At 73.0% G+C, this 23,649-nt stretch carries 21 protein-coding genes and 1 pseudogene; 12 read left to right on the forward strand and 10 right to left on the reverse strand.

The annotated features are described in order from the left end of the window. Positions 1-168: 168 nt before the first annotated feature. The gene (locus AB0J10_RS01990; protein WP_363056751.1) at positions 169-822 is read left to right on the forward strand and encodes a DUF4360 domain-containing protein; all 654 of its coding nucleotides are present in this window, start codon (positions 169-171) and stop codon (positions 820-822) included. Between the two features lie 270 nt (positions 823-1,092). Here the strand turns inward: AB0J10_RS01990 and AB0J10_RS01995 are convergent, their stop codons facing one another. After that, the gene (locus AB0J10_RS01995; protein WP_363056753.1) at positions 1,093-2,082 is read right to left on the reverse strand and encodes a WD40 repeat domain-containing protein; all 990 of its coding nucleotides are present in this window, start codon (positions 2,080-2,082) and stop codon (positions 1,093-1,095) included. A 70-nt stretch (positions 2,083-2,152) separates the two neighbouring features. Between AB0J10_RS01995 and AB0J10_RS02000 the strand changes: the two genes are divergently transcribed. The 3 genes from AB0J10_RS02000 to AB0J10_RS02010 all read left to right on the forward strand — a co-directional run bounded on the left by AB0J10_RS02000 (position 2,153) and on the right by AB0J10_RS02010 (position 3,653). Further along, entirely contained in the window at positions 2,153-2,842 is a 690-nt protein-coding gene (locus AB0J10_RS02000; RefSeq protein WP_363056755.1) for a GDSL-type esterase/lipase family protein, read from the forward strand. 125 nt (positions 2,843-2,967) lie between these two features. Continuing rightward, complete coding sequence (locus AB0J10_RS02005; RefSeq protein ID WP_363056757.1) at positions 2,968-3,171, forward strand: antitoxin; 204 nt, start codon at positions 2,968-2,970, stop codon at positions 3,169-3,171. Between the two features lie 41 nt (positions 3,172-3,212). Next, on the forward strand, positions 3,213-3,653 hold the full coding sequence (locus AB0J10_RS02010; protein WP_363056759.1) for a CBS domain-containing protein: 441 nt from the start codon (positions 3,213-3,215) through the stop codon (positions 3,651-3,653). Between the two features lie 202 nt (positions 3,654-3,855). On the opposite strand, the gene AB0J10_RS02015 is transcribed toward AB0J10_RS02010, so the two are convergent. After that, positions 3,856-4,674 carry a DUF2785 domain-containing protein gene (locus tag AB0J10_RS02015; protein WP_363056761.1) on the reverse strand — a complete coding sequence of 273 codons (819 nt, stop codon included), beginning with the start codon at positions 4,672-4,674 and terminating at the stop codon, positions 3,856-3,858. 232 nt (positions 4,675-4,906) lie between these two features. On the opposite strand from AB0J10_RS02015, the pseudogene AB0J10_RS02020 reads away from it, so the two are divergent. Continuing rightward, a pseudogene (locus tag AB0J10_RS02020) lies at positions 4,907-5,338 on the forward strand (NUDIX domain-containing protein); the annotation flags it as partial. 153 nt (positions 5,339-5,491) lie between these two features. Here the strand turns inward: AB0J10_RS02020 and AB0J10_RS02025 are convergent. The 4 genes from AB0J10_RS02025 to AB0J10_RS02040 all read right to left on the reverse strand — a co-directional run bounded on the left by AB0J10_RS02025 (position 5,492) and on the right by AB0J10_RS02040 (position 9,387). Beyond that, entirely contained in the window at positions 5,492-6,481 is a 990-nt protein-coding gene (locus AB0J10_RS02025) for an aldo/keto reductase (RefSeq protein ID WP_363056763.1), read from the reverse strand. A 412-nt stretch (positions 6,482-6,893) separates the two neighbouring features. Further along, complete coding sequence (gene thpR / locus AB0J10_RS02030; protein WP_363056764.1) at positions 6,894-7,463, reverse strand: RNA 2',3'-cyclic phosphodiesterase; 570 nt, start codon at positions 7,461-7,463, stop codon at positions 6,894-6,896. Positions 7,464-7,552: 89 nt separating this feature from the next. Further along, positions 7,553-8,923, reverse strand: coding sequence for an MFS transporter (locus AB0J10_RS02035; protein WP_363056765.1), 1,371 nt, complete (start codon positions 8,921-8,923; stop codon positions 7,553-7,555). Positions 8,924-8,949: 26 nt separating this feature from the next. Continuing rightward, on the reverse strand, positions 8,950-9,387 hold the full coding sequence (locus tag AB0J10_RS02040) for a MarR family transcriptional regulator (RefSeq protein WP_363056767.1): 438 nt from the start codon (positions 9,385-9,387) through the stop codon (positions 8,950-8,952). 132 nt (positions 9,388-9,519) lie between these two features. Between AB0J10_RS02040 and AB0J10_RS02045 the strand changes: the two genes are divergently transcribed. Next, on the forward strand, positions 9,520-9,783 hold the full coding sequence (locus tag AB0J10_RS02045) for a hypothetical protein (RefSeq protein WP_363056769.1): 264 nt from the start codon (positions 9,520-9,522) through the stop codon (positions 9,781-9,783). 64 nt (positions 9,784-9,847) lie between these two features. On the opposite strand, the gene AB0J10_RS02050 is transcribed toward AB0J10_RS02045, so the two are convergent. Further along, positions 9,848-11,314, reverse strand: a complete 1,467-nt coding sequence (locus AB0J10_RS02050) for an NCS2 family permease (protein ID WP_363056770.1) — start codon at positions 11,312-11,314, stop codon at positions 9,848-9,850. Between the two features lie 209 nt (positions 11,315-11,523). Between AB0J10_RS02050 and AB0J10_RS02055 the strand changes: the two genes are divergently transcribed. Both AB0J10_RS02055 and AB0J10_RS02060 read left to right on the forward strand, forming a co-directional pair. Next, the gene (locus AB0J10_RS02055) at positions 11,524-11,814 is read left to right on the forward strand and encodes a DUF2530 domain-containing protein (protein WP_363056772.1); all 291 of its coding nucleotides are present in this window, start codon (positions 11,524-11,526) and stop codon (positions 11,812-11,814) included. Between the two features lie 381 nt (positions 11,815-12,195). Then, entirely contained in the window at positions 12,196-14,649 is a 2,454-nt protein-coding gene (locus tag AB0J10_RS02060; protein WP_363056773.1) for an HAD-IC family P-type ATPase, read from the forward strand. 87 nt (positions 14,650-14,736) lie between these two features. Here AB0J10_RS02060 and AB0J10_RS02065 read toward each other — a convergent pair whose 3' ends face one another. Then, the gene (locus AB0J10_RS02065) at positions 14,737-17,886 is read right to left on the reverse strand and encodes a molecular chaperone Hsp90 (RefSeq protein WP_363056775.1); all 3,150 of its coding nucleotides are present in this window, start codon (positions 17,884-17,886) and stop codon (positions 14,737-14,739) included. Between the two features lie 484 nt (positions 17,887-18,370). Beyond that, positions 18,371-19,282 (reverse strand): DUF3027 domain-containing protein, encoded by a 912-nt coding sequence (locus AB0J10_RS02070; protein WP_363056777.1) that lies wholly within the window; start codon positions 19,280-19,282, stop codon positions 18,371-18,373. Between the two features lie 281 nt (positions 19,283-19,563). Between AB0J10_RS02070 and AB0J10_RS02075 the strand changes: the two genes are divergently transcribed. From AB0J10_RS02075 to AB0J10_RS02090, 4 genes are all read left to right on the forward strand, one after another. Continuing rightward, complete coding sequence (locus AB0J10_RS02075) at positions 19,564-20,931, forward strand: MFS transporter (RefSeq protein ID WP_363056779.1); 1,368 nt, start codon at positions 19,564-19,566, stop codon at positions 20,929-20,931. 181 nt (positions 20,932-21,112) lie between these two features. Then, on the forward strand, positions 21,113-21,592 hold the full coding sequence (locus AB0J10_RS02080) for a DUF2771 domain-containing protein (protein ID WP_363056781.1): 480 nt from the start codon (positions 21,113-21,115) through the stop codon (positions 21,590-21,592). A 24-nt stretch (positions 21,593-21,616) separates the two neighbouring features. Next, complete coding sequence (locus AB0J10_RS02085; protein WP_363056783.1) at positions 21,617-22,339, forward strand: futalosine hydrolase; 723 nt, start codon at positions 21,617-21,619, stop codon at positions 22,337-22,339. Further along, complete coding sequence (locus AB0J10_RS02090) at positions 22,336-23,193, forward strand: 1,4-dihydroxy-6-naphthoate synthase (RefSeq protein ID WP_363056785.1); 858 nt, start codon at positions 22,336-22,338, stop codon at positions 23,191-23,193. Before AB0J10_RS02085 ends, AB0J10_RS02090 begins: the two co-directional genes overlap by 4 nt. A gap of 58 nt (positions 23,194-23,251) precedes the next feature. Here the strand turns inward: AB0J10_RS02090 and AB0J10_RS02095 are convergent, their stop codons facing one another. Further along, a complete protein-coding gene (locus AB0J10_RS02095) occupies positions 23,252-23,635 on the reverse strand; it encodes a cold-shock protein (RefSeq protein ID WP_017946048.1) in 384 nt (127 codons plus the stop codon). Positions 23,636-23,649: the final 14 nt, after the last annotated feature.

A 23,649-nucleotide genomic window follows, 5' to 3' on the forward strand; every position in this document is an offset into this window, starting at 1 on the left:
GGAGGGCGTGTTGGTCCATACGATCCAAGCGATCCGATGCGTTTGACATGTTCACGCCTCAACAGTCAAGGGCTGTCGAGGGCGGGACACGGGATCGGCTGGACCCCCCACGGTTCACCTCCCGCAAGGCCACCGACCGACTCTCCTCCGACCACAGGAGCACGCATCATGCCCCGCGCCTTACGCGCCAGCGCCGCCCTCACCGCGGTCATCGCCTCCACGCTCGTCGGCGGCAACGCCGGCAGCGCGAACGCGTCCATCGTCGCACCACCCGACAAGATCGTCATCGAGATCGCCACGGTGAACGGCTCGGGCTGCAAGCCCGGGACCGCGGCGGTTGCGGTCTCCCCGGACAACACCGCCTTCACCGTCACCTACAGCGACTACCTCGCCCAGGTCGGCGGGGGCGCCTCGCCCGTCGACTTCCGCAAGAACTGCCAGCTCAACCTGATCGTGCACGTCCCGCACGGCTTCACCTACGCCGTCGCCAGCGCGGACTACCGCGGCTACGCCAGCCTGCAGCGCGGCGCGACAGCCGTCCAGCAGGCGTCCTACTACTTCCAGGGCTCGCCCGACACGGCCGCGAGGAGCCATCCGTACACCGGCCCGTACGACGACAACTGGCAGGCCACCGACGAGACCGAGTGGGGACAGCTGGTCTGGGCCCCCTGCGGAGTGAAGCGGAACTTCAACATCAACACCGAACTCCGGGTGAAGGCGGGGACGTCCAGCCCGTCGAAGACCAGCTTCATGACGATGGACTCCACGGACGGCGAGATCAACACCATCTACCGGCTCGCCTGGAAGGAGTGCCCGGCGTAACGGGAGCGACCGGCGCGGCGCCGTCCGGACTCCCGCGGACCGGCGCCGCGCCGACCGGGGTGGGCCCGCCCCCCTCCCGGGCCCACCCACCGGGGCACACCTCGCCGCGCTCACGACACCGGCACGAACCTCCCCCGGCGACGGAGACCGCCTCCCCGCAGGTTGCGTGGACCACGGACGCCTGCCCGGTCCGGCCAGCGGTGCGCACCCCAGGGCGCCGACGCAGTCGTCGGCGGAGAAGACCACCCCGCCCCGGCGGGCGCAACCCGCTCAGCCGCGCCGCCGCCGGGACCTGAGCACGAGGAACGCCAGCACCGCGGCCACGACGGCGCCCGCCGGCACGGCGATGCCCCCGCCGTCGTCACCACCCGCGCCCCCGGCGGACGAGCCCGCGCCTGCGGAGCGGGAGGGCGACGCCGGGTCCGAGCCCCTGCCGTCGTCGCGACCCGCGTCCCGGGGCAGGACCTCGCTCCGCTCGCCCTCCGTCCCGAACATCAGCCGCTTGCCGTCCGGGGTGAAGGTCACCGACTCGGCCTGGCCCTGCAGCGGCGCGCTGACATGGCGGTCGGCGCCCAGCCGGCCGTCGCGCCAGGCGTAGGCGCGGGCGCTGAAGTACGAACGCAGCACCAGTTCCCGGCCGTCGGGCGAGAACGCGCCGTCCGTCACCCAGGGCACCTCACCGATCCGCCGGAAGACGTTCGTCCCACCGGTCACCAGCCGGGACGGTCCCTCGTAGAGCCCGCCGCCTTCCTCGTTCTTGCTGGCGATGTAGACGCGGCCGGTCCTCGGGTGCACCATCATCGCCTCGGCGTTCCGCGGGCCGTCCGCGTACCGGACCGTGTACTGGGTGGCTTGGACGGTCACGTCCCGCAGCGTCCGCGGCTCGGGGAAGCGGTAGATCCAGACGTGGTCCCAGCTGCCGTTCGCGTTGTCACCGATGTCCCCGACGTAGACGTCCCCGTCGGGGCCGATCGAGATCGCCTCCATGTCCCGCGGCCTGCCGACGCCCTCGAGGGTGACGGTCGCCACGGTCTCGCCCGTCCGGGAGTCGACCGCGAAGACCCGGGGCTCGTCCTGGTCGTTGTGCGTCCAGTACACACCGGGGTGGGCACGGCTGGCCGCGAGCCCGCTCGACTCCGTGATCCGCGGGTCCTTGATGATGAAACCGCCGGAGTCGTCGGCCACGGAGGGCACGGCGGCCCCCAGGACCGCCACGGCGGCGGCGACCGCAGCCGCCATAGTCGTACGCAACGAACGCATGCCCCCAAGTGTCCATCGTCACGTCACCGGCCGGGGCCACGCCCGGCGGGGGTCGGCCATCATTACCCCCATGCGTTTCATGTTCGTCGGTGACTCCATGACCATCGGACGCGCCGGCGACTACACCTGGCGCTACCGCATGTGGCAGCACCTGAACCGCTCCTTCGGCGGCCCGTACGCGATCGTCGGCCCACGCACGGAGCTGTACGACACCGCCGCCGACGCACCCGTGTCCGTCGACTACGCCCGCCCGGACTTCCCGGCGAAGGCCCGCCGCCACCTCGCCGGCTGGGGCGAGGGCTGGCTGCACATGGCACCCCTCATCGGCGGGGCGGTGGCCGCGGCGAAGGCCGACGTGCTCCTCGTGTCGCTGGGACTGATAGACCTCGGCTTCTACACGAACAGCACTCAGACCGCCGCGAACACCCGGCGGTTCATCGCCGCGGCCCGCGAGGCCAACCCGCACGTCCGGGCCGTGCTGCTGCCGGTCATCCCCAACGTCCGCGCCCTGGCGGACAGCCCCTTCGCCGCCGAGTGCGACCGCTTCAACGAACTCCTCGCCAAGACGGTCGCGGATCTGGACACGCCCGCGTCGCCGCTGCTGCTGGCCTCGACGCCGGACGCGTACGACATCCACACCGACACCTACGACGGCACCCACCCGGGCCCCTCCGGCGAGCACAAGCTGGCGGCGGCCTTCGCCGGTGCGATGCACCAGGCGTGGGGGCTGGGCGGACCCTACGAGCGGGCGGCGGACTGAGGGCCGTCGTGGCCGGCCGCCTCGTCCCGGACCTCGGCCCGGCGGGCGACCGCCCGCCCAGATGCGAACCGTGCAAGGGGAGGAGACGCTGGAGGAGCGGGGGCACACGGCAAGGAGGACCGCCCATGTCCATGATGGACAAGCTCAAGCAGATGCTGAAGGGCCACGAGCACCATGCCTCGAAGGGCGTCGACAAAGGCGGGGACATGATCGACGAAAGGACCCAGGGCAGGTACAGCGGCCAGGTCGACACCGGCCAGGACAGGCTCAAGGAGCAGTTCGGCGGCGACCAGCCCGGCCAGGGTCAGGACAAGCCGCCGCAGCCCTGACGGGGCCCGACGGACGCCCTCCTGCGGAACGGAAGGCAATCATGACCGGGAACACCAAGCTCACCGCCCGCGACATCATGAGCGGCGGCGTGCAGTGCATCGGTGCGCACCAGTCACTGCGGGAAGCGGCGCGGATGATGCGCGACCTGAACGTCGGCGCCCTTCCCATATGCGGCGACAACAACAGGCTCACCGGCCTCGTCACCGACCGCGACATCATCGTCCGGTGCTGCGCGGAAGGCATAGACCCGGCGACGGTCCAGGCCGGTTCCCTCGCCGGTGACCTGCGCTGGATCAATGCGAGCGCCCCGGCCGAAGAGGCGCTGCACGAGATGGAGGAACACCAGATCAAGCGGCTGCCGGTGATCGACGTCGAGCACGGGCACCAGCTCGTCGGCATGATCACGGAAGCCGATCTCGCCAAGAACCTCTCGGACGACCAGATCGCGGAGTTCGTCTCCAAGGTCTACGCGAACGCCTGAGGGCGGTTCCCCACGGTCCGGCCGTCCCCGGCGACCGCCCGCTCCCCAGCCCCCCGACAGGCCGCACCGCCCGCAGCGGTCGACCACCGACACCGCGGCGCCCGGCGCCGTGCACGCCGTGAACGCAGGCAGGCGTCCACGGCGTGCGGCTGTCCCGGGCGCCGGCGACGGCCACCCGCCGCACGGACAGGGAACGTCCCGTTCAGGCGAGCCATCCGTACGGCAGTCGCAGCACGGCGGCGACACGATCGGCGACATGCTCCGCGTGCGGCGGGACGCCTGCCTCGGCGAGCCCCAGGACGAGGTGCAGATGCAGGGCCTGGAGCGTGGCGAAGGTGTTGAACGCCCAGGGCGCAACGGGGCCGGGACCGCCGCCCTCCAACGCACCGGTCACCACGGACAGCCAGCCGGCGGCCTGTTCACGGGTCAGACCGGGGGCCAGCAGGATCCCGGTGATACCGCGGGCGAGCCGCGCGTCCTCCAACTGCGCATAGCGGTAGCCGGTGTGCGGAGCCGTCATCCGGCGCGCACACAGTTCGAGCAGCCCGGCCCGCTCCTCCGGAAGCCGGCGGGCGAACGCCGCCGCGGCGTCGGCCCCGTGCGCCACCGCGTGCAGCCAGCCGAGGGAGTCGTCCCAACCGCGGGTGTCGGGCTCGGACGGATACCACGAGGCGAAACCTGCGTACCAGCGCCGTACGGCCGCCTCCGGCACCAGGCCGGGGACGGCGCACTCCCGGTCCAGCACGCACCGCAGGACGAGCGGGGCGAAGGTCCGAGCCTGCACCTCGGAATGCGTGAACCGCTGCGCCGCGGTGTCCCCGAGCCGTTCCAGCACCTCGTCGAGGTGTCCTTCGCGGCTCCAGCGCGCGAGGGCCGTGTACCCCCACGCGTCGCGCACCTCCGGGTCGGCGGCCACCAGCAGGTCCGACAGCTCGTCGGCGATCGACGACGGCGACGCACCGCCGGGGAAGGGAAGGCCCTCGGCGACGAGCGACGGCCAGTCGACGGGGTCCGTGGTCATCCGACGGAGCATAGGGGACGGCCGGGGGATCCGCGTGGAGGGTTCGGTTCAACCTGCCCTGCGCTGTGCGTGCCAGGAGGCGATCTCAGCAGCCCAGCGCTCGGCGGATGCGGGTGGGAGCATCGTGATCCGGGCACGGCCCGGAAAGGCCAAGCCGGGGCTGTCCCTGGGTGTGTTACCTGCGGAGCCGTGACCGGGACCCGCCCCGGTCTAGGGTTCCTGGATGCGAAAACCCCGTAGAGCGGCGCGCGTTGCCGTCCTCGACCCCGACGGCGCGGTCTTCCTCTTCCGCTACGACAACGAGGAGGTCGGAGTCCACTGGGCCATGCCCGGCGGCGGGCTGGAGCCCGGGGAGTCCCCGCGCGAGGGCGCCCGGCGCGAGCTGCGCGAGGAGACCGGATGGGACGACCTGGAGCCGAGCGCACTGCTGTGCACCTGGGAGCACGACTTCACCCGCGCCGGTGTCCCCGTGCGCCGGCACGAGCACGTCTACGTCTGCCACGGCCCCCGCCGCGAGCCCACGGACGGTGCCGCCGCCGCGCACACCGAGGAGAAGATCCTTTCGTGGCTCTGGTGGACCCCCGAGCAACTGGCCCGGGCGACGGAGGCGGTCTGGCCGCCGGACCTCGCGGAACTGCTGGCCGCGTTGCCGAAGAACACCTGACCGCTTCGCCCGCGCGGTCCGCCCCGAGTGGTCCCTGCCGCTCCGCCCGGCGATCCGCGCGCCGGGGAAGGACGGGAGCAGCGCCCCGTCCCCTCGGCGTCCCTCGGCCCCGGTGGGCCCCCGATGTACCGGGCAGCGCTCTGGTCACGGCGCTCACCAGGCGAATGCCTCCGGGGACGGCCCCGGGCCCGGGAAGATCGTGTCGAGTTCCTTCAGCAGTTCGTCCGGGAGCTCCAGTTCCAGCGCCCGGAGCGCCGACGCCAACTGGTCCGCGGTGCGCGGGCCGACGATCGGGCCCGTCACGCCCGGGCGGGTGAGCAGCCAGGCCAGAGCGACCTCGCCGGGCGCCAGGCCGTGCTTGTCCAGCAGGTCCTCGTATGCCTGGATCTTCTCCCGTACCGACGTGTCGGCCAGCGCGTCTGCGGAGCGTCCGGCCGAGCGGCGCCCGCCCTCGGTCTCCTTCCTGATCACGCCGCCGAGGAGGCCGCCGTGCAGCGGCGACCAGGGGATCACGCCGAGGCCGTACTCCCGGGCGGCCGGGATGACCTCCATCTCGGCGCGCCGTTCGGCGAGGTTGTACAGGCACTGCTCGCTGACCAGACCGAAGGAGCCGAGCCGGCGGGCGGTCTCGTTGGTCTGGGCGATCTTCCAGCCGGGGAAGTTGGACGAACCGGCGTAGAGGATCTTGCCCTGGGAGATCAGGACGTCGATCGCCTGCCAGATCTCCTCGACCGGAGTGCGCCGGTCGATGTGGTGGAACTGGTAGAGGTCGATGTATTCCGTCCGCAGCCGCTTGAGGCTGGCGTCGACGGCCCGGCGGATGTTGAGGGCGGACAGCTTGTCGTGGTTGGGCCAGACCTCGCCGTCAACGCCCATGTTCCCGTACACCTTGGTGGCGAGGACCACCTTGTCGCGGCGGTCGCCGCCCTTCGCGAACCAGGAGCCGATGATCTCCTCGGTGCGGCCCTTGTTCTCGCCCCAGCCGTAGACGTTCGCGGTGTCGAAGAAGTTCAGGCCCGCGTCGAGGGCGGCGTCCATGATCGTGTGGCTGTCGGCCTCGGTGGTCTGGGGCCCGAAGTTCATTGTGCCGAGGACGAGTCGGCTTACCTTGAGTCCGGTGCGTCCGAGCTGCGTGTACTTCATGGGGCTCAGCCAACTGCTTCGAGTCCGCTCGAAGCAAGGGCGCAACGGCGCGGCGTCCCCGCCCCCGGGCCTTCGTCGCTCCTCGCGCCGTGTGCCGCTCCTGCGTGCCGCTCCGCGTGCCACGCCGCCCGCTCGGGCGCTCAGCGGCCGAGCGCAGCCGCCACCGCGACGACGGCGAACATCAGCACAAGCACACCGGCCATGATCCGGTTACGGGTCTTCGGGTCCACCCTTTGAGCCTAACGGGCTGGTCCGGGCCTCCGAAGCCTGGGGCGTCCCTCGCGGACCCGCCGGTTCCGGGGGCCGGTCCGCGGGGCAGGTCCGCGGGGCCGGCCCGCTGTGCCCTCAAGCGGGCCGGGCCGGGCCGGGCCGCCGGCCGTGCCGTGCACCGGCTCCGGCTCCGGCTCCGGCGTCAGCCCGCCGAGCCCAGGGGCCACCGGCCGGCCTCCTCATAGCGCGGCCGCTCACCGGGGCGGCCCCCGCCGGGCAGGTTGCTGCGGACCAGCAGCAGCCGGGACACGGTCCACGGCCTGCCCTCGAAGGGGCCCAGGGCGTCGACGTAAGGGCGCAGGTCCATGTCGGTGCGGGTGCGGGCGAGGGTCAGATGGGCGTGGTAGCGGCGGGGCTCCTCCATGGCGACGCCCGCACGCCGAGCCGCCGCCTCCGTGCGCTCGGCGAGCACCCGCATCGCGTCGAGCCCACCGGCCGCGCCGACCCAGAGCGTCCGCCGGCCGAAGTGCCCGCCGCCGTGCAGCCGCAGCGGGAACTCCTCGCTGCGCCGTGCCGCCCGCCCGAGCCGTTCGGTCAGGTCGGGGAGCAGCGCCTCGTCGACCTCCCCCATGAAGGCGAGGGTGAAGTGCCACCCCGGCCTCCCGGTCCAGCGCAGACCGTCCGCCCCGGGCAGCTCGTGCAGCCGCTCCACGGCCAGCCCGAGCTCCCGCAGGGCCTCGTCGGGCGGCATCACGGCGGCGAAGAGTCTCATGCTCCGAGTCTCGCAGGCGCGGGTTCCCCCACACCCCCACACGGGTTCGCGGAGGCGCGCGCCACCGGGCGGCGCCGCGGCCGCCGTCGCTATGCCGCAGCCGTCAGCCGCTCGCGCGGCACCATCCGTACGTGCCGGTGCCCACGGCGCAGGTCCACCTTCAGGCGCATACCGCCGGCCCTGACGAGGATCAGGCCGATCGTGACCGCCGCGACGACGGCGACCGCGCCGCCCGTGGCCATGCCGACCCGCACGCCGTAGGTGTCCGTGAGCCAGCCGACGATCGGTGCTCCCAGCGGCGTACCGCCGACGAAGACCATCATGTAGAGGCTCATGACACGGCCCCGCATGACGGGGTCGGTCGCCATCTGGACCGACGAGTTCGCCGTCACGTTCACCGTCAGACCGACCATGCCGATCGGGACGAGCAGCGCCGCGAACAGCCAGAACGACGGCGAGAACGCGGCCGCGATCTCCAGCACGCCGAACAGGGCCGCCGCGCCGAGGAGCATCCGCAGCCGCGAGGAGGCGCGGCGGGCGCAGAGCAGGGCCCCGGCCAGGGAACCGGCCGCCATCAGCGTGTTGAACAGGCCGTACGTACCGGCACCCGCGTGGAAGACCTTGTCGGCGAAGGCCGTCAGCCAGATCGGGAAGTTGAAGGCGAACGTGCCGACGAAGCCCACGAGCACGATCGGCCAGATCAGCTCGGGCCGGCCGGCGACGTACTTCAGGCCCTCCCTCAACTGCCCCTTGCCGCGCGGAACCCGCTCGGCCCGGTGCAGCTCGGCCGGGCGCATCAGCAGCAGACCGGCGATCGGCGCGAGGAAGGACAGACCGTTGAGCAGGAAGGCCCAGCCACTGCCCACGGCGGTGATCAGCACACCGGCGACCGCGGGCCCGATCAGCCGCGCGGACTGGAAGTTGGCGGAGTTGAGGCTGACGGCGTTGCGCAGCTGGTCCGGCCCGACCATCTCGGAGACGAAGGACTGGCGGGTCGGGTTGTCGACGACCGTGACCATGCCGAGCAGGAAGGCGATGAGGTAGACGTGCCAGACCCGGACCGCGCCGGAGAGCGTGAGCACGGCGAGCGCCAGTCCGCAGAGGCCGAGGGCGCCCTGGCTGAAGAGCAGCAGCCGGCGCTTGGGGCAGCGGTCGGCGATGACTCCGCCGTAGAGGCCGAAGAGCAGCATCGGCAGGAACTGCAGGGCCGTGGTGATGCCTACGGCCGCGGACGAGCCGGTGAGGCTCAGGACGAGCCAGTCCTGGGTGATGCGGGCCATCCAGGTGCCCGTGTTGGAGACGATCGCTCCGGTGAAGAACAGCCGGTAGTTGCGGACTCCGAGCGAGGAGAAGGTCCCCTTGCGCGTCGGTCCGGTTCCCGGCGCCGAGCCGTGGGTGTCGTTGTCGTCGTCGTGGGGCTTCGGTGCGGGTGCGGAGTCTGCTCCGGGTCCCGAACTCAAAAGGGGTCGCCTCCTCGGGCTGGTCGTTACAGGTGCGCGAGCTTCTCCAGTACGGGGGCGGCCGCGCGCAGCTTGGCCCACTCGTCCTCGTCCAGACCCTCGGCGAGCGCGGCCAGCCAGGCGTTCCGCTTGCGGCGGGACTCCTCGAGCATGACCTCGGCCCGCTCGGTCTGGCTGACCACCTTCTGCCGGCGGTCCTCGGGATGCGGCTCCAGCCGGACCAGCCCCTTGGACTCCAGCAGTGCCACGATGCGGGTCATCGACGGCGGCTGGACGTGCTCCTTGCGGGCCAGCTCACCGGGGGTGGCCGAGCCGCAGCGGGCGAGGGTGCCGAGCACCGACATCTCGGTGGGGCTCAGCGATTCGTCGACGCGCTGGTGCTTCAGGCGCCGGCCCAGCCTCATGACGGCCGAGCGCAGTGAGTTCACGGCGGCGACGTCGTCGCCGTGGGACAGGTCAGGCATGTTCCTTAGCATAACTCATTACTCATGCTAATGACCACCGGGTTACGGCTCGCCTCCACGTCTCACCCGAACGGGTGAGAGGGCTTCGGAAAGTGACGCACCGATCGGTTCCGGCCAACGATGCTGACTGACATGGCAACGACAGCATCGAGCGCATCGGCAGTGCTCAGCCTGCGGTTGGACGGCGAGCTGCTCGACCGGCTACGGGAGCATGCCGCCAGACGCGGGATGAGCGTCCAGGACTACGTGGTCCGGACGCTCGTCCGCGACGACTTCGACGAGCGCTTCAACGCCGCCGTCGACGAGACGGAGAAGTTCTACGGTCCCGTGCCGGGCCGGCCGGGGTCCCCGCCGGTCCCCGGCCGGCCCGGCACCGGGCACGGCAGGGCGCCGTGAGCCGGGAGCGGACAGGCGCTCGGGACCGGGCCGCGGGCAGCCGGGTGAGGCCGGGCGCCGCGGGCTATGTCAGGCCCAGCGCCGGCATCGCGTAGGAGAAGACGAAGACCGCCGAGACGACGTACATCGGGACCGGCACCTCGCGGCCCCTCCCCGCCGCCAGCCTCAGCACGCTGAACGCGATGAAGCCGATGCCGATGCCGTTGGTGATGGAGTAGGTGAACGGCATCATCACCATCGCCAGGAACGCCGGCACCGCGATCGTGAAGTCGTTCCAGTCGATGTCCTTGACCGACCCGGCGAGGATCAGGAATCCGACCGCGAGCAGCGCGGGCGTCGCCGCCTGGGACGGGACCATCGTCGCCAGCGGGGTCAGGAACAGCGCCACCGCGAAGAGACCGCCCGTGACGACCGAGGCGAGGCCGGTACGCGCGCCCTCGCCGACGCCCGCCGTCGACTCCACGAAGCAGGTGTTGGCGGAGGAGGAGGTGGCACCGCCCGCGGCGACGGCGACGCCGTCGACGATCAGCACCTTGTTGATGCCCGGGAGGTTGCCCTTGTCGTCCATCAGCTTCGCCTCGTCGCCGACGCCGAGGATGGTGCCCATCGCGTCGAAGAAGCAGGACAGCAGCACGGTGAAGACGAAGAGCGCCCCGGTGAGCAGGCCCACCTTCTCGAACCCGCCGAAGAGGCTGACCTGGCCGACGAGCCCGAAGTCCGGCGTGGCGACGGGGTTGCCCGGCCACTCCGGCACGGTCAGGCCCCACGCCCGTCCGGGGAGCCGGGCGATCAGCTGGACGACGACGGCGACCACCGTCATCACGACGATGGAGACCAGGATGGCGCCCGGCACCTTGCGGATGATCAGCGCGAGCGTGAGCAGCGTGCCGAGGACGAAGACCAGGACCGGCCAGCCGGAGAGGTGCCCGGTGAGTCCGAGCTGGAGCGGCACGGTGGTGTGGGCGGCGTCCGGGATGCGGGAGACGAAGCCGGAGTCGACCAGCCCGATCAGCATGATGAACAGGCCGATACCGATCGCGATGCCCTTGCGCAGGCCGAGCGGCACCGCGTTCATGACCCGCTCGCGCAGGCCCGTCGCCACCAGCAGCATGACCACGAAGCCGGCGAGGACCACCATGCCCATGGCGTCGGGCCAGCTCATGCGCGGGGCGAGCTGGAGGGCGACGACGGTGTTCACGCCGAGACCGGCCGCCAGGGCGATCGGGACGTTGCCGATGACGCCCATGAGGAGGGTCGAGAAGGCCGCGGTGAGCACGGTCGCGGTGACCAGCTGACCGCCGTCGAGCTGGTGTCCGTACATGTCCCTGGCGCTGCCGAGGATGATCGGGTTCAGAACGACGATGTACGCCATGGCGAAGAAGGTGGCGAATCCGCCGCGGATCTCACGGGCGATCGTGGAGCCGCGCTCGGAGATCTTGAAGTAGCGGTCGAGCCGGCCGGGGGCACGGGAACCGGAGTCGGGCCGCTGCGGCTGCCGGACGTCCGCGGGGGCGGTGGCCGTGGGGGGCATACGAGTCCTCGTCGAGGTGGTGCGGGGGCTGACTACGACCGGCTTCCCTGGAGGTTCACACGATGAATACCGGTCGGGCGCAAACCGGTTCAGTATGAATGTATAAGCTGAAGATCGGTATCTCCGCGCGTAGACGCCGGTGGGCGCAAGCCCGTCGCGGCCCCGGGTACGCCGTCCGGGCCGCCGTGACTGCCGCCTACACTGACCGCATGGCGAAGTGGACCCCCAAACACGAGGCACCCGAGCCCCTGGAGGGGCCGGTCGTCGCCACCATCACCGGCGGCACGATCCTCTGGTTCGTCCTCTTCCTCGTCCAGGTCCCCTTCTACGGCTGGTTCGCGGAGCACGAGCTGGACTGGTGGGTGTGGACCTGCCTGGCCGGCGGCGGGCTCGGCCTTCTCGGCATCTGGTACGTGCGCAAGCGCGACGCGGCCATCAGGCGCGCCGAAGCCGCCTCGCACGGCACGGGCGCGGACGCCGCCTCGCACGGCACCGACTGACGGGGCGATCCCGCGGCCCGCCGGAGCGGGCTCAGCGCATCCCGACCCCCCACGGGACGCGCCTCACGCACCCCGCCCCCCACCGGACGCGCCTCACGCACCCCGGCCCCCCACCACCACCACCACCGGACGCGCCTCGTGCGACCAGGGCCCGTGCCGTGCCCGCGCCCCGGGCACCCCTGGGCCGCCCACCCGACCGCGCGCACCGGCGCAGTGGGCCCGAGCACGGGCGGGCTTCGGAGCCGGCACCACGGACCCGATCACCCGCCGGGCCGCGTCCGGCGCGCCGCCGGGCGGCGTTCCCGCCGTGGCGGGATCCGGCCGTGGCAGGATCCCCGGCTCGGGGGGTGAAGGGGCCCGCGCCGCCGTACCGTCGGAGGCATGACTCAGCGGTCGGAGATCGGCAGCGACGGAGCCGAGCCGCACGGCGGCCCGGTCATCGACGCGGGGGCGGAGCTCGACCCCGTACATCCGGTGCCGCCTCCCCTGCGGCACCGGCCCGGCGGGCTGAGCGCCGACGAGGTCGCCGAACGCATCGCACGCGGTGAGGTCAACGACGTCCCCGTACGCAGCAGCCGCTCCACCGTCGACATCATCCGGGGCAACGTCCTCACCCGCTTCAACGCGATCATCGGCGTGCTCTGGGTGATCATGTTCTTCGTCGCGCCGTTCCAGGACACCCTGTTCGGCTTCGTCATCCTCGCCAACACCGGCATCGGCATCATCCAGGAGCTGCGCGCCAAGAAGACCCTGGACGGGCTCGCCGTCATCGGCGAGGCGAAACCGACCGTCCGGCGCAACGGCGTCTCCGGGGAGGTGTCCACCTCCGAGATCGTGCTCGGTGACCTCATCGAACTCGGACCGGGCGACAAGGTCGTCGTCGACGGCGAGGTCGCCGAGGCCGACGGCCTCGAGATCGACGAGTCCCTGCTGACCGGTGAGGCCGACCCGGTCCTGAAGCGGCGCGGGGACCGGATGATGTCCGGCAGCTTCGTCGTCGCAGGCGGCGGCGCCTTCACCGCCACCAAGGTCGGCCGCGAGGCGTACGCCGCCCAGCTGGCCGAGGAGGCCTCCCGCTTCACCCTCGTCCACTCCGAGCTGCGCTCCGGCATCTCCACGATCCTCAAGTACGTCACCTGGATGATGGTGCCGACCGCCCTCGGTCTCATCGTCAGCCAGCTCGTCGTCAAGGGCGACGACTTCAAGGGCTCGATCGCCCGCACCGTCGGCGGCATCGTGCCGATGATTCCCGAGGGCCTCGTCCTCCTCACCTCCGTCGCCTTCGCGATCGGCGTCATCCGGCTCGGCCGCAAGCAGTGCCTCGTCCAGGAGCTCCCCGCGATCGAGGGCCTCGCCCGGGTCGACGTGGTGTGCCTCGACAAGACCGGCACCCTCACCGAGGGCGGCATGGACGTCACAGAGCTGCGCACCCTCGACGGCTGCGACGAGGACTACGTGCGCACCGTCCTGGGCGCGCTCGGCGAGTCCGACCCCCGGCCCAACGCCTCCCTCCAGGCGATCATCGATGCCTACCCGGACCGGGAGGAGTGGCGCTGCACCGAGTCCCTGCCGTTCTCGTCGGCGCGCAAGTACAGCGGAGCCGCGTTCAGCGAGGGCGACGGGCAGAGTTCGACCTGGCTGCTCGGCGCCCCCGACGTGCTGCTGCCCCCCGGCGCGCCCGCCCTGCGCGAGGTCGACGGCCTCAACGAGCAGGGCCTGCGCGTCCTGCTGCTGGCGCGCGCCGCGGGCGAGCTCGACGACCTCGACGTCGCCGCGGGCGCCCGCCCCACCGCGCTGGTCGTCCTGGAGCAGCGGCTGCGGCCCGACGCGGCCGACACCCTGCGCTACTTCGAGGAGCAGGACGTCGCGGCGAAGGTCATCTCGGGTGACAACGCGGTGTCGGTGAGCGCCGTGGCCGGCAAGCTCGGGCTGCCGGGCGCGGCGGACACCGTGGATGCCCGCAAGCTGCCGGCCGAGCGGGAGGCGATGGCCGAGGAACTCGCGGCCAACGCGGTCTTCGGGCGGGTCACCCCGCAGCAGAAGCGGGACATGGTCGGCGCGCTCCAGTCGCGCGGCCACACGGTCGCCATGACGGGCGACGGCGTCAACGACGTCCTCGCGCTCAAGGACGCCGACATCGGCGTCTCCATGGGCTCCGGTTCCGAGGCGACGAAGGCCGTCGCGCAGATCGTGCTCCTCAACAACAGCTTCGCCACGCTGCCGTCGGTGGTGGCCGAGGGCCGTCGCGTCATCGGCAACATCACCCGGGTCGCCACGCTGTTCCTGACCAAGACGGTCTACTCGGTGCTGCTGGCGGTCCTGGTGGTCTGCTCGCAGGTCGAGTACCCCTTCCTGCCCCGGCATCTGACCCTGCTGTCCACACTGACCATCGGCGTCCCGGCGTTCTTCCTGGCGCTGGCGCCCAACAAGGAGCGTGCCAAGCCCCACTTCGTACGGCGGGTCATGCGGTACGCGATCCCCGGCGGGATCGTCGCGGCGGGCGCCACCTTCTCGACGTACCTCCTCGCCCGGCACCACTACAGCGGGCCCGGCGCGCTGGCCGCCGAGACCAGCGCGGCGACGCTGACGCTGTTCCTGGTCGCCATGTGGGTGCTGGCGATCGTCGCCCGCCCCTACACCTGGTGGCGCGTGTGCCTGGTCGCGGCGATGGGGCTGGCCTTCCTGATCGTCCTGATGGTGCCCTGGCTGCAGGACTTCTTCGCCCTGCGGCTGGTGGGCACGACGATGCCGTGGGCGGCGGTCGCCATCGCCGCGGTGGCGGCGGCGGTGCTGGAGTTCGCATGGCGATGGGTGGACCGCCGCTTCCCGGCCTGAGCGCCGTCCGGGCGCCTCCGGCCCGGTGGATCGCCGCACCCCGCCGGGAGTCCGGCGGTTTCCCGCCCGGGAGGGCCCTCGGGGGCCTCAGTCGAACCAGCGGTCCCGCGCCAGTTCCTCCGTGCGCGACGGGTCCTCCAGCAGCGCCGCCACCTCGAAGCGTCGGGGCCACTGGCCCGCCGCCCAGGCGAGGCCCGCGGCGACGCCCTCCAGAGTGGCGGCGTGGATGACCCCGTCGGAGGTGCGGCGCCAGTCGAGTTCGACACCGCCGGCGAGGAGTTCCTCGTGCTCGACGTACGACGCGGGCGTCGCCGGTCCCAGCAGCGCGTGCACCGAATCCGGCACCTCGTGCTCCTCGCCCACCGTCGTCACCTCCGCCTCCACCGCCTCGCTGAGCCGCCCCACCTGGAACAGCTCGGCCAGATCGGCCGCACGGTCCGGCGAGACCGGCAGCAGCGGACGCCCGGCGGTCAGCGGCAGCAGATCGGGGGCGTCCGCGACCAGCGCGTCCGAGGCGTCCACCACCCGCACCTCCCCGTCGACGACGGCGCGCAGCTCGTCGGGGAGCGTCACCTGCTCGGGGTCCAGATCCGCCAGCGCCGTGTACAGGGCGTGCAGCTGCGACGCGGTGACGGGGCGGTCCGCGTCGGCGAGCCGCCCCAGCAGCTCGGCCGCGCCGCCGGGCTCGTCCAGCAGCGCGGCGACGGACGTCCGGACGCCGAGGGCGTGCAGCACCTGCTCGTCCTCGAAGCCGGTCGCGTCGGCCGCGTCGTAGAGGCCGACCAGCAGCGGATCGCCGCCCGAGGACCGCAGACCCGCCGGGCGGCGGCCGCCCAGCACCGGATGCCCGCGCAGCCACCACGCCGTGTACGGCCGGACCGTCTCGGTCGTGCCGTCGGGCAGCAGCACCCGGACGGTCTGCGTCAGCGCGTCCCGCAGCGGCGGCCTGGCCAGCAGCGCGAGGGCCCGCGGCCACTGGTCGTCGTCCACGAGGTCCAGGTCGCGCACGGCGGCGATCTCCGTCGCGACCGGTGGAACGGGAGTGTCGGGCAGCCGGTCCAGGACGTCCTCGCACCACACGTCGACCGCGTCCAGCAGCCCCACGTCGTCCGGTTCGGCGAAGTCGCCCTCGCGGGGCTCCAGTTCGTCCGGGTCCAGCACGACGTCGGTGGCGCGTACGAGCGCGAAGTTCGCCAGTACCCCGCAGGCCGCGAGCGGCTGCTCGCCCCAGCGCTCGGCCAGTTCGGCGTCGACGAGGGCCAGCTCGTCCTCGCGCATCACGGACGCGAAGGGGCTGCCCGGCAGCACCAGTTCACCGGCAGGAGCGAGCTCGCCGTCCTCGTCGGGGAGGGCCAGCGCACCCAGCCACGGCTCGTCGCCCGGCTCCAGCCCCGCGTCCCGTACGAGGGCGAGGACGATCTCCGCGAGTTCCTCGCTGTCCGGCGCGTCCTCGTCCCAGAGCCCGTCGCCGTCCTCCAGCGAGGCGGCGACGGCGGCCCGCACCTGCGGGGTCGTCAGCACCGCACGGGGTGTCGCGGGCAGCGCGCCCAGCTTCTCCAACAGCGGGTGGGCGGCATCCTGATGGGCCACCTTCAGCCCGAACCGGGCCAGTCCGTCCGGGGTCTCGGCGGTCGGCAGCAGCACCTGGCGCGGTCCGACGGCGGTACGGGGCGCGCGGCGCGGACGCGGCTCCCCGCCCTCCTCCCCGGACGTCCCGTCGCCGGCCGCCGCCCCCGTACCGGCGAGCGGCACCGGCAGGCCGGACAGCCGCTCCGGGTCCACACCGGCGAGGCTGTCGTACAGCCGCCACCACCACGACGGGGCGCGCTCGATCCCTGCGAGCCGGTCGATCGCCTCCGTCAGCGGGACCCGAGCGACACCGAGCGTCCGCAGCTCCACCCGGCGCTCCAGACCGGCGGGCAGCAGCGTCGGCAGCACATCCGCCAGGACCCGTACGGTCTCGGCGCCGGCTCCCTCCACGATCTCGGCCTCCAGCGGCCGCAGCGCCACCACGTCCTCCGAGGGGACGGCCGGGGCGAGGAAGGCGGTGCGCGGCAGCAGTTCCAGGATCGCCGCGCGCAGCGCGCCGTCCAGCTCGCCCTTGCCCAGCGGCCCGGGGACGAGGTCGATCAGCCCGGTCCCGACCGGCTGCCAGTCGCCGAGCAGTTCGGCGTACGCGTCCGCCGCGCGCCGCACCAGGAAGTCGGTGAGCGGGCCCGGAGCGGGATGGCGGCGGGCGGTGTCCAGCGGCAGGGAGGCGATCAGCAGCGCGGGCACACCGAGCGGCTCGTCCGTGGGGGTCGGCGCGTGGACGACCGGCGCGGTCGCCGGGTACGCGGGCATTCCCTCGGAGTCCACGGGAACCGCCCAGGTCACGGTCCAGTGCGGACGCAGCCGCTCCTCCACCGGCCGGTCCGCGAGCAGCGCCGGCTCGACCGGCCCGTGGTGGCTGACGACCCGCCAGCGGTTCAGTCCCCGGGCGCTGTCCTCGATGTGGACGTGGTCGCCGTGCTGCGAGCGGCGCAGGGTCCTGACCCCCTCCGGGGTCTCCACCACGATCTCGGTGAGCCCCGGCAGGGTCAGCAGCAGCGCGTCGTCGATCGCGGCGAGCAGCCGGGAGACCAGGTCCTCGGCGGTACCGTCGCGCAGCGGCAGGATCACGACCGTGTCGTAGCCGTCGGGTGCGGTGCCCTCGGCGGGCAGCGGCAGCCGCAGCAGCGGTACATGGCCGTCACGTCGGCGAAGTTCGTCGCCGAGGCCGGGGCCGGCCTGCGCGGCCTGCGCGGCGAGTTCCCGGGCCTCGGCCAGCGACCAGCGCACGCCGCCGTGCCGGCCGACGACGGCGGGCTCGTCGCTCACGGCCAGTACGGCGGCGAAGCCGACGCCGAAACGGCCCACGGCGGTCCGGTCGTCCTCGCGCTTGGCCGACGCCCGCAGCGTCGACAGCGACTCCACACCTGCGGCGTCCAGCGGCGCGCCCGTGTTGGCGGCGACGAGCGTGCCCCGGTCGAGGGTGAGCCGGAAGCGCCCGGGAACACCGGCACGTGCGGCGGCGTCGGCGGCGTTCTGGGCCAGCTCGACGATCACACGATCGCGGTAGCCGCCGAGCGCGAGGTCCTCCTCGGCGTTGGCGTCCTCGCGGAAACGCGCGGGGCTCGCACTCCAGGCGTCGAGCACCCCGCGCCGCAGCCGCGCCGTCCCGAACGGGTCGGCCCCCTCGGTCGTCCTGACGCTCACGCCTGTCTCCGCTCTCTGAACTGTTCCGGCTTGCCCGGCGGGTTCCCGGCGGTTCCCGCTGTCGCGGCCGTGGCGACCGCGCGGGGGCGCAGCCCCGTCCCGGGGCCCGAAGGTACCGCGTCACGCGCGCCCCCGCGCGACCGCTCCGCTGAGGGCTCGCATCGCGCACCCGGGTGGCGTGTGCGGGCGGAAGGGTGCGCGGTGGCGATGTCACCACCGGCGCGGGCGGGGTGGCCCCGACGCGGACCCCGCCGGGCCCGCCCGGAGCGATCCCGCGCGTCGTGGCGGGGCGCGCCGGAGGGCGCCCGCCAGGTGCGCCGGCGGAGCCGGGAGCGTTCCGGGTGATGCGCCGCGGCCCCCACCGCTCGACACGTCCGCCCAGTGGATCCGCACCCGGACCGGCATCCGGCAGTACCGCCGGGACGACACCCCCGGTCCGCGGGCCGGGCGGCGGCCCGGCGCCGTCGAGGAACCGGCGAGGGCCCTACGAGTGGCCCAGGTCCTCGTCCTGCGCGGTCGCCTCCACGTGGTCCGGGACCGAGCCGCTGTCCGGTGCCGGGCGGAGCGGGAAGTCGTCCGGCCGCATCGAGTCGAGCACCGGCGGCGCCGGCCGCGGCGGCTTCGGCATGACCGCCGCCTCGGAGTGCCCTCCGCACCCGTACGACAGCGACACGACCCGCCCGTCCGCGGGGGAGAACTCGTTCGCGCACACCCCGAACGCCTGCTTGAGCGACCCCGACAGCGGCATCAGGAAGCCGCAGGACTGGCACGACGCCGGCGCGGCCTGCGCCATGGGCGTCTTCGCGCCGAAGGAGTCCTCCCAGCGGTCCGCGGCGACGTGCAGGCCGTAGCGGGAGAGGACCCGCGCCCGGCGCATGCCCAGCTCCTCCGCCACGGACGCGATCGCACCGCGCGACGGGACCCGGGTCACGATCTCCGCGTCCTCGGCGTCGACGCGATCGGCCATCTCCTCGGAGACCGCCGCGTTCGGCGGCGGCGCGTCCTCACCCGAGTAGCCGGGCTCGAGCCGCAGGTCCTCCGCGTCCGTGGGCAGCAGATCCCCCGGACCGAGGTCGCCGGGCCGCAGCCGTTCGCTCCACGGCACCCACTCCGGCGCGAGCAGTGCGTCCGGACCCGGCAGGAGCACGGCCTCGTCGACCGTGACGTTCTTCGCGCGGGACGCGCGGGCCACCGTGACGGCCCAGCGCCAGCCGCGGTAGCCGGCCTCGCGGCACTCGAAGAAATGGGTGACGACCCGGTCGCCCTCGGACGCGAGCGAGACGTGTTCACCCACCACCCCGGGCGCGGCCGCTTCGTCGGCGGCCGCCCGGGCGAGGTCTACCGCCTCGGCGCACAGACGGTCGGGGGTACGGCTTCGCGTCGTCGCAGCACTCACAGGTCTCGCTTCTCTCCTACGCCGTCTCACGGGTGCGCCTGGCCGATTCGCGATGTACGAGCAGCGGGCGGAGCGGACCAGAGGGCCGCATCGACGTCCGCACCCGGGCACTCTGTCTCGGGCACACCTACCGTCACCCATTCTGCGGGATGGCGGAAAGGCGCGCGGCCGGGAACTACCGCCGGTGGCGCGCTACGCACGCTACCCCCTCTGTGGCGTGCCGCCCACCTGCCCGTCCGAATCCCGGTTCGGGTCGGCGGCGGGTAGGGCACTATGACGACGTGACAGCCGCGAGGTCGTCCGGCGCTCCCGGGCCGCTGAGCAGGGCGTGCCGAGCCGTCGGCCGCGCCCTGCACCTGCCGTTCACCCGAACGGCCAGAGGCATCCGCCGGGCCACCCACGCGCACGGCGCGGGCGAGTCCGGACTGGGCAAGCTGATCGAACTGCACGCGGTCAACGGCGCCGGCGACGTCATGATCACTGTCGCGCTGGCGTCCACCGTCTTCTTCTCCGTCCCCACCGACGAGGCCCGCGGGCGGGTCGCGCTCTACCTGGCGATCACCATGGCGCCGTTCACGCTGCTGGCCCCGGTGATCGGCCCGCTGCTGGACCACGTTCCGCACGGCCGCCGTGCGGCGATGGCGGGCACGATGACGGCCCGCGCGCTGCTGGCGCTGACCATGTCGGGCGCGGTCGCGACGGGCGGCATCGAGCTGTACCCGGCGGCACTCGGCGTACTGGTGTGCTCGAAGGCGTACGGGGTGATCCGCAGCGCCGTCGTGCCGCGTCTGCTGCCGACGGGGTTCGCGCTGGTGAAGGCGAACTCACGGGTGACGCTGGCCGGGCTGCTGGCCACGGGCATCGCCGCGCCGATCGGCGTCGGTCTCCAGCAGATCGGCCCCGCCTGGCCGCTGTACGGCGCTTGCGCGATCTTCGTCGCGGGCACGTTCCTCTCGTTGAGCATGCCGCCCAAGGTCGACTCGGCGAAGGGCGAACGGAAGGCGCACATGCTGACGCACGGCGAGCGGAAGCCGAGCCTGCGGACCGTCGGCCCCTCCGTGCTGCACGGACTCCAGGCGAACGTGGCCCACCGCGTGCTGTCGGGTTTTCTGATCTTCTTCCTGGCGTTCCTGCTGCGCGTCCATCCGCTGGCGGGGCAGAGCGCGGCCGCCTCACTGGTGATGGTGGGTGTCGCCGCGGGGATCGGGAACGCCTGCGGAACGGCGATCGGGGCGTGGGTGCGCAACCGGCCTCCGGAGGTGATCGTCGCCACGGGACTGATGCTGGCGCTGTCCGCTGCGGTGCTCACGGCGGTGTTCTTCAGTCCGCTGATGGTGGCGGTGCTGGGTGCGGTGGCCGGGCTGTCCCAGGCACTGTCGAAGCTGTCCCTGGACGCGATGATCCAGCGCGACGTGCCGGAGTCGGTGCGGACCTCGGCCTTCGCCCGTTCGGAGACGCTCCTGCAGATGTCGTGGGTGGTCGGCGGGGCGATCGGGATCTCGCTGCCCCTGAACGGCGTGGTGGGCATGTCCGTGGCGGCGGGCATCCTGGCCCTGGGCGCGGTGCTGGCGCTGCGCGGACTGCTCGTGGCGTCCCGCCGCAGCACGACGCCGCCGAGCCGGATCACGGTGGCGCCCCGCGTACGGTGAGACGGGCCGCACGGTGCGCTCCGGAGCGCGACTCCCCCGTGCGCGGCAAGGCCCCTACGGCCGAGGTCGCCGACGGCGGAGGGCGGACGGGCGGACCCGGGGACGGGCGGGCGGAGCCATCGGGGACGCCACGCCGCACCCCCGCGCTGCGGGACACCGGGCGCCCGATAGCCTTCGGACCATGACCGTTGCGTTCCTCTCCGGCAAGCGCCGCCGGGCCGCCGCCGCCCTCGGCGCCGTGTCCGCCGGCCTCCTCGTACTCTCCGCCTGCGACAAGCCGACGCCGCTCGCGACCGTGACGGTCGGGACGACCTCGGTGCACACCGAAGCCGCCTGCTACAACGACGGCCGGGCCATCAAGGAGTCGCAGATCCAGGACTGCCTCAACGAGAAGGCCGAGAAGTCCATCACCGTCGCGCCGGACGACAAGATCCGCTTCGGTGTCGACCCCGAGATCGCCGAGAACGGCTGGACGATCTTCATCGGCGGCGAGCGCGCCGAACAGGAGCCGTACCACAAGACCTACCGGACGATCCCGGCCAGCGCCTTCTTCACCAGCCCGACGACCGGTGAGCCCTCCAGCTCCGCGCAGGTGTCCATCGTGGAGACCTCGGGCAAGAAGCTGACCGGCATCTGGCACTTCAAGCTGGCCCAGGACTAGGCGCCCGCCCCGAACGGCTCAGCCATGCGCGTACTCGTCGTCACCGCGGTGCGGGCGGAGGCCGACTCCGCCGCCGCCGGGCTCGCCCCCGACGGCACCGTGACCGCCCACCGCATCCCGGGCGGTCACACTCTGCACCGCTGCGCGGGCGCGGGGACGACGGTGGACGTCATGGCCGGGGGTGTCGGTCCCGCAGCGGCGGCCGCGGCGACGGCCACCGCGCTGACGGCCGCGGCGACGGCCGCACCCGGCGCTCCCGCGTACGACCTGGTCGTGTCCGCCGGTATCGGAGGCGGTTTCGCGGGCGTCGCCCCGCCGGGCACGCTCGTGGTCGCGGACGCGATCGTCGCCGCCGACCTGGGCGCACAGACATCCGACGGGCACCTGCCGGTCGAGGAACTCGGCTTCGGGCGTTCCGTGCACCCGCCCGCCCCGCTGTCGGAGCGGATCGCCGAGGCACTGGACGCGGTGCACGGCCCCGTCCTCACGGTGTCGACCGTCACCGGCACCGCCGACCGCGCGGCCGAGCTGACCGCACGTCACCCCCGCGCCGCCGTGGAGGCGATGGAGGGGTTCGGGGTCGCGGAGGCCGCCGCGACACACGGCGTCCCCGTCGTCGAGATCCGCGCCGTATCCAACGCGGTCGGCCCCCGGGACCGGTCGGCCTGGCGCATCGGCGAGGCCCTGGACGCCCTGCGGAAGGCTTTCCGGCTGCTGCGTCCCGTCCTCGAGGAGGAGGCCCGATGAGCAAGATCAAGATCGCCTACTCGCCCTGCCCGAACGACACGTTCGTCTTCGACGCGTGGGCGCACGGAAGGGTCCCGGGCGCGCCCCGCCTCGACGTGACGTTCGCGGACATCGACATCACCAACGCCATGGCCGAGCGCGGCGAGTTCGACGTCCTGAAGGTCTCCTACGCGGTGCTGCCGTACGTCCTCGACGAGTACGCCCTGCTGCCCTGCGGCGGCGCGCTGGGCCGGGGCTGCGGCCCGCTCGTACTCACCCGGGAGCCGGGCACGGACCTGAGCGACGCGACCGTCGCAGTGCCGGGCGAGAGGTCGACGGCGTACCTGCTGTTCCGGCTGTGGGCCGCGGACGTGCTGCCGGAAGGGGTCGGCCGGGTCGTCGTCCTGCCGTTCCACGAGATCATGCCGGCCGTGCGGGACGGCAAGGTGGACGCCGGACTCGTGATCCACGAGGCACGGTTCACCTACCAGGAGTACGGCCTGAACTGCCTGGCGGACATGGGAGAGCACTGGGAGACCACGACCGGACTGCCGATCCCGCTCGGTGCGATCATCGCCAAGCGTTCGCTGGGCCCGGAGCTGCTTGACCTCCTCGCCGAATCCGCTCGTACGTCCGTCCGCATGGCCTGGGACGACCCGCCGGCGTCTCGCCCCTACGTGATGGAGCACGCCCAGGAGATGGACCCAGCCGTCGCCGACCAGCACATCGGGCTCTACGTCAACGAGTTCACCGCCGACCTCGGCGAGGCGGGTTACGCGGCCGTCCGCGGCCTCCTCACGCGCGCCGCGGCCGAGGGGCTCGTACCTCCCCTCGGCCGCGAGGCGTTGTCCTTCGTCCGGCCGCGCCGCCCCTGACGCGCGAACCTCGGCCCGGCCGCGGTGCCGCCCCTCGGGGAGGGGCGGCGCTGCGACGTCAGACGTCGAGCTGGTCGGCGACCGCGCGCAGCAGGCCCGCGATCTTCTTGCCGTGGGCCTTGTCCGGGTAGCGGCCGCGCTCCAGCTGCGGGGTGATGTTCTCCAGGAGCGTCGTCAGGTCCTGCACGATCGACGCCAGCTCGTCCGGCTTGCGGCGCTGTGCGGCGGCCACGGAAGGGGTCGGGTCGAGGACCGTGACCGAGAGTGCCTGGTCACCTCGCTGTCCCGCGACGACGCCGAACTCGACCCGCTGACCGGGCTTCAGGCTGTCGACTCCGTCAGGAAGCACCGACGAGTGGACGAAGACGTCGCCGCCGTCGTCGCGGGAGAGAAAGCCGAAGCCCTTCTCACTGTTGAACCACTTGACCTTGCCAGTCGGCAAAGCACACGCTCCCT

It is taken from the genome of Streptomyces sp. NPDC049887 (assembly GCF_040656535.1).
In the GTDB taxonomy this organism is placed as follows: domain Bacteria; phylum Actinomycetota; class Actinomycetes; order Streptomycetales; family Streptomycetaceae; genus Streptomyces.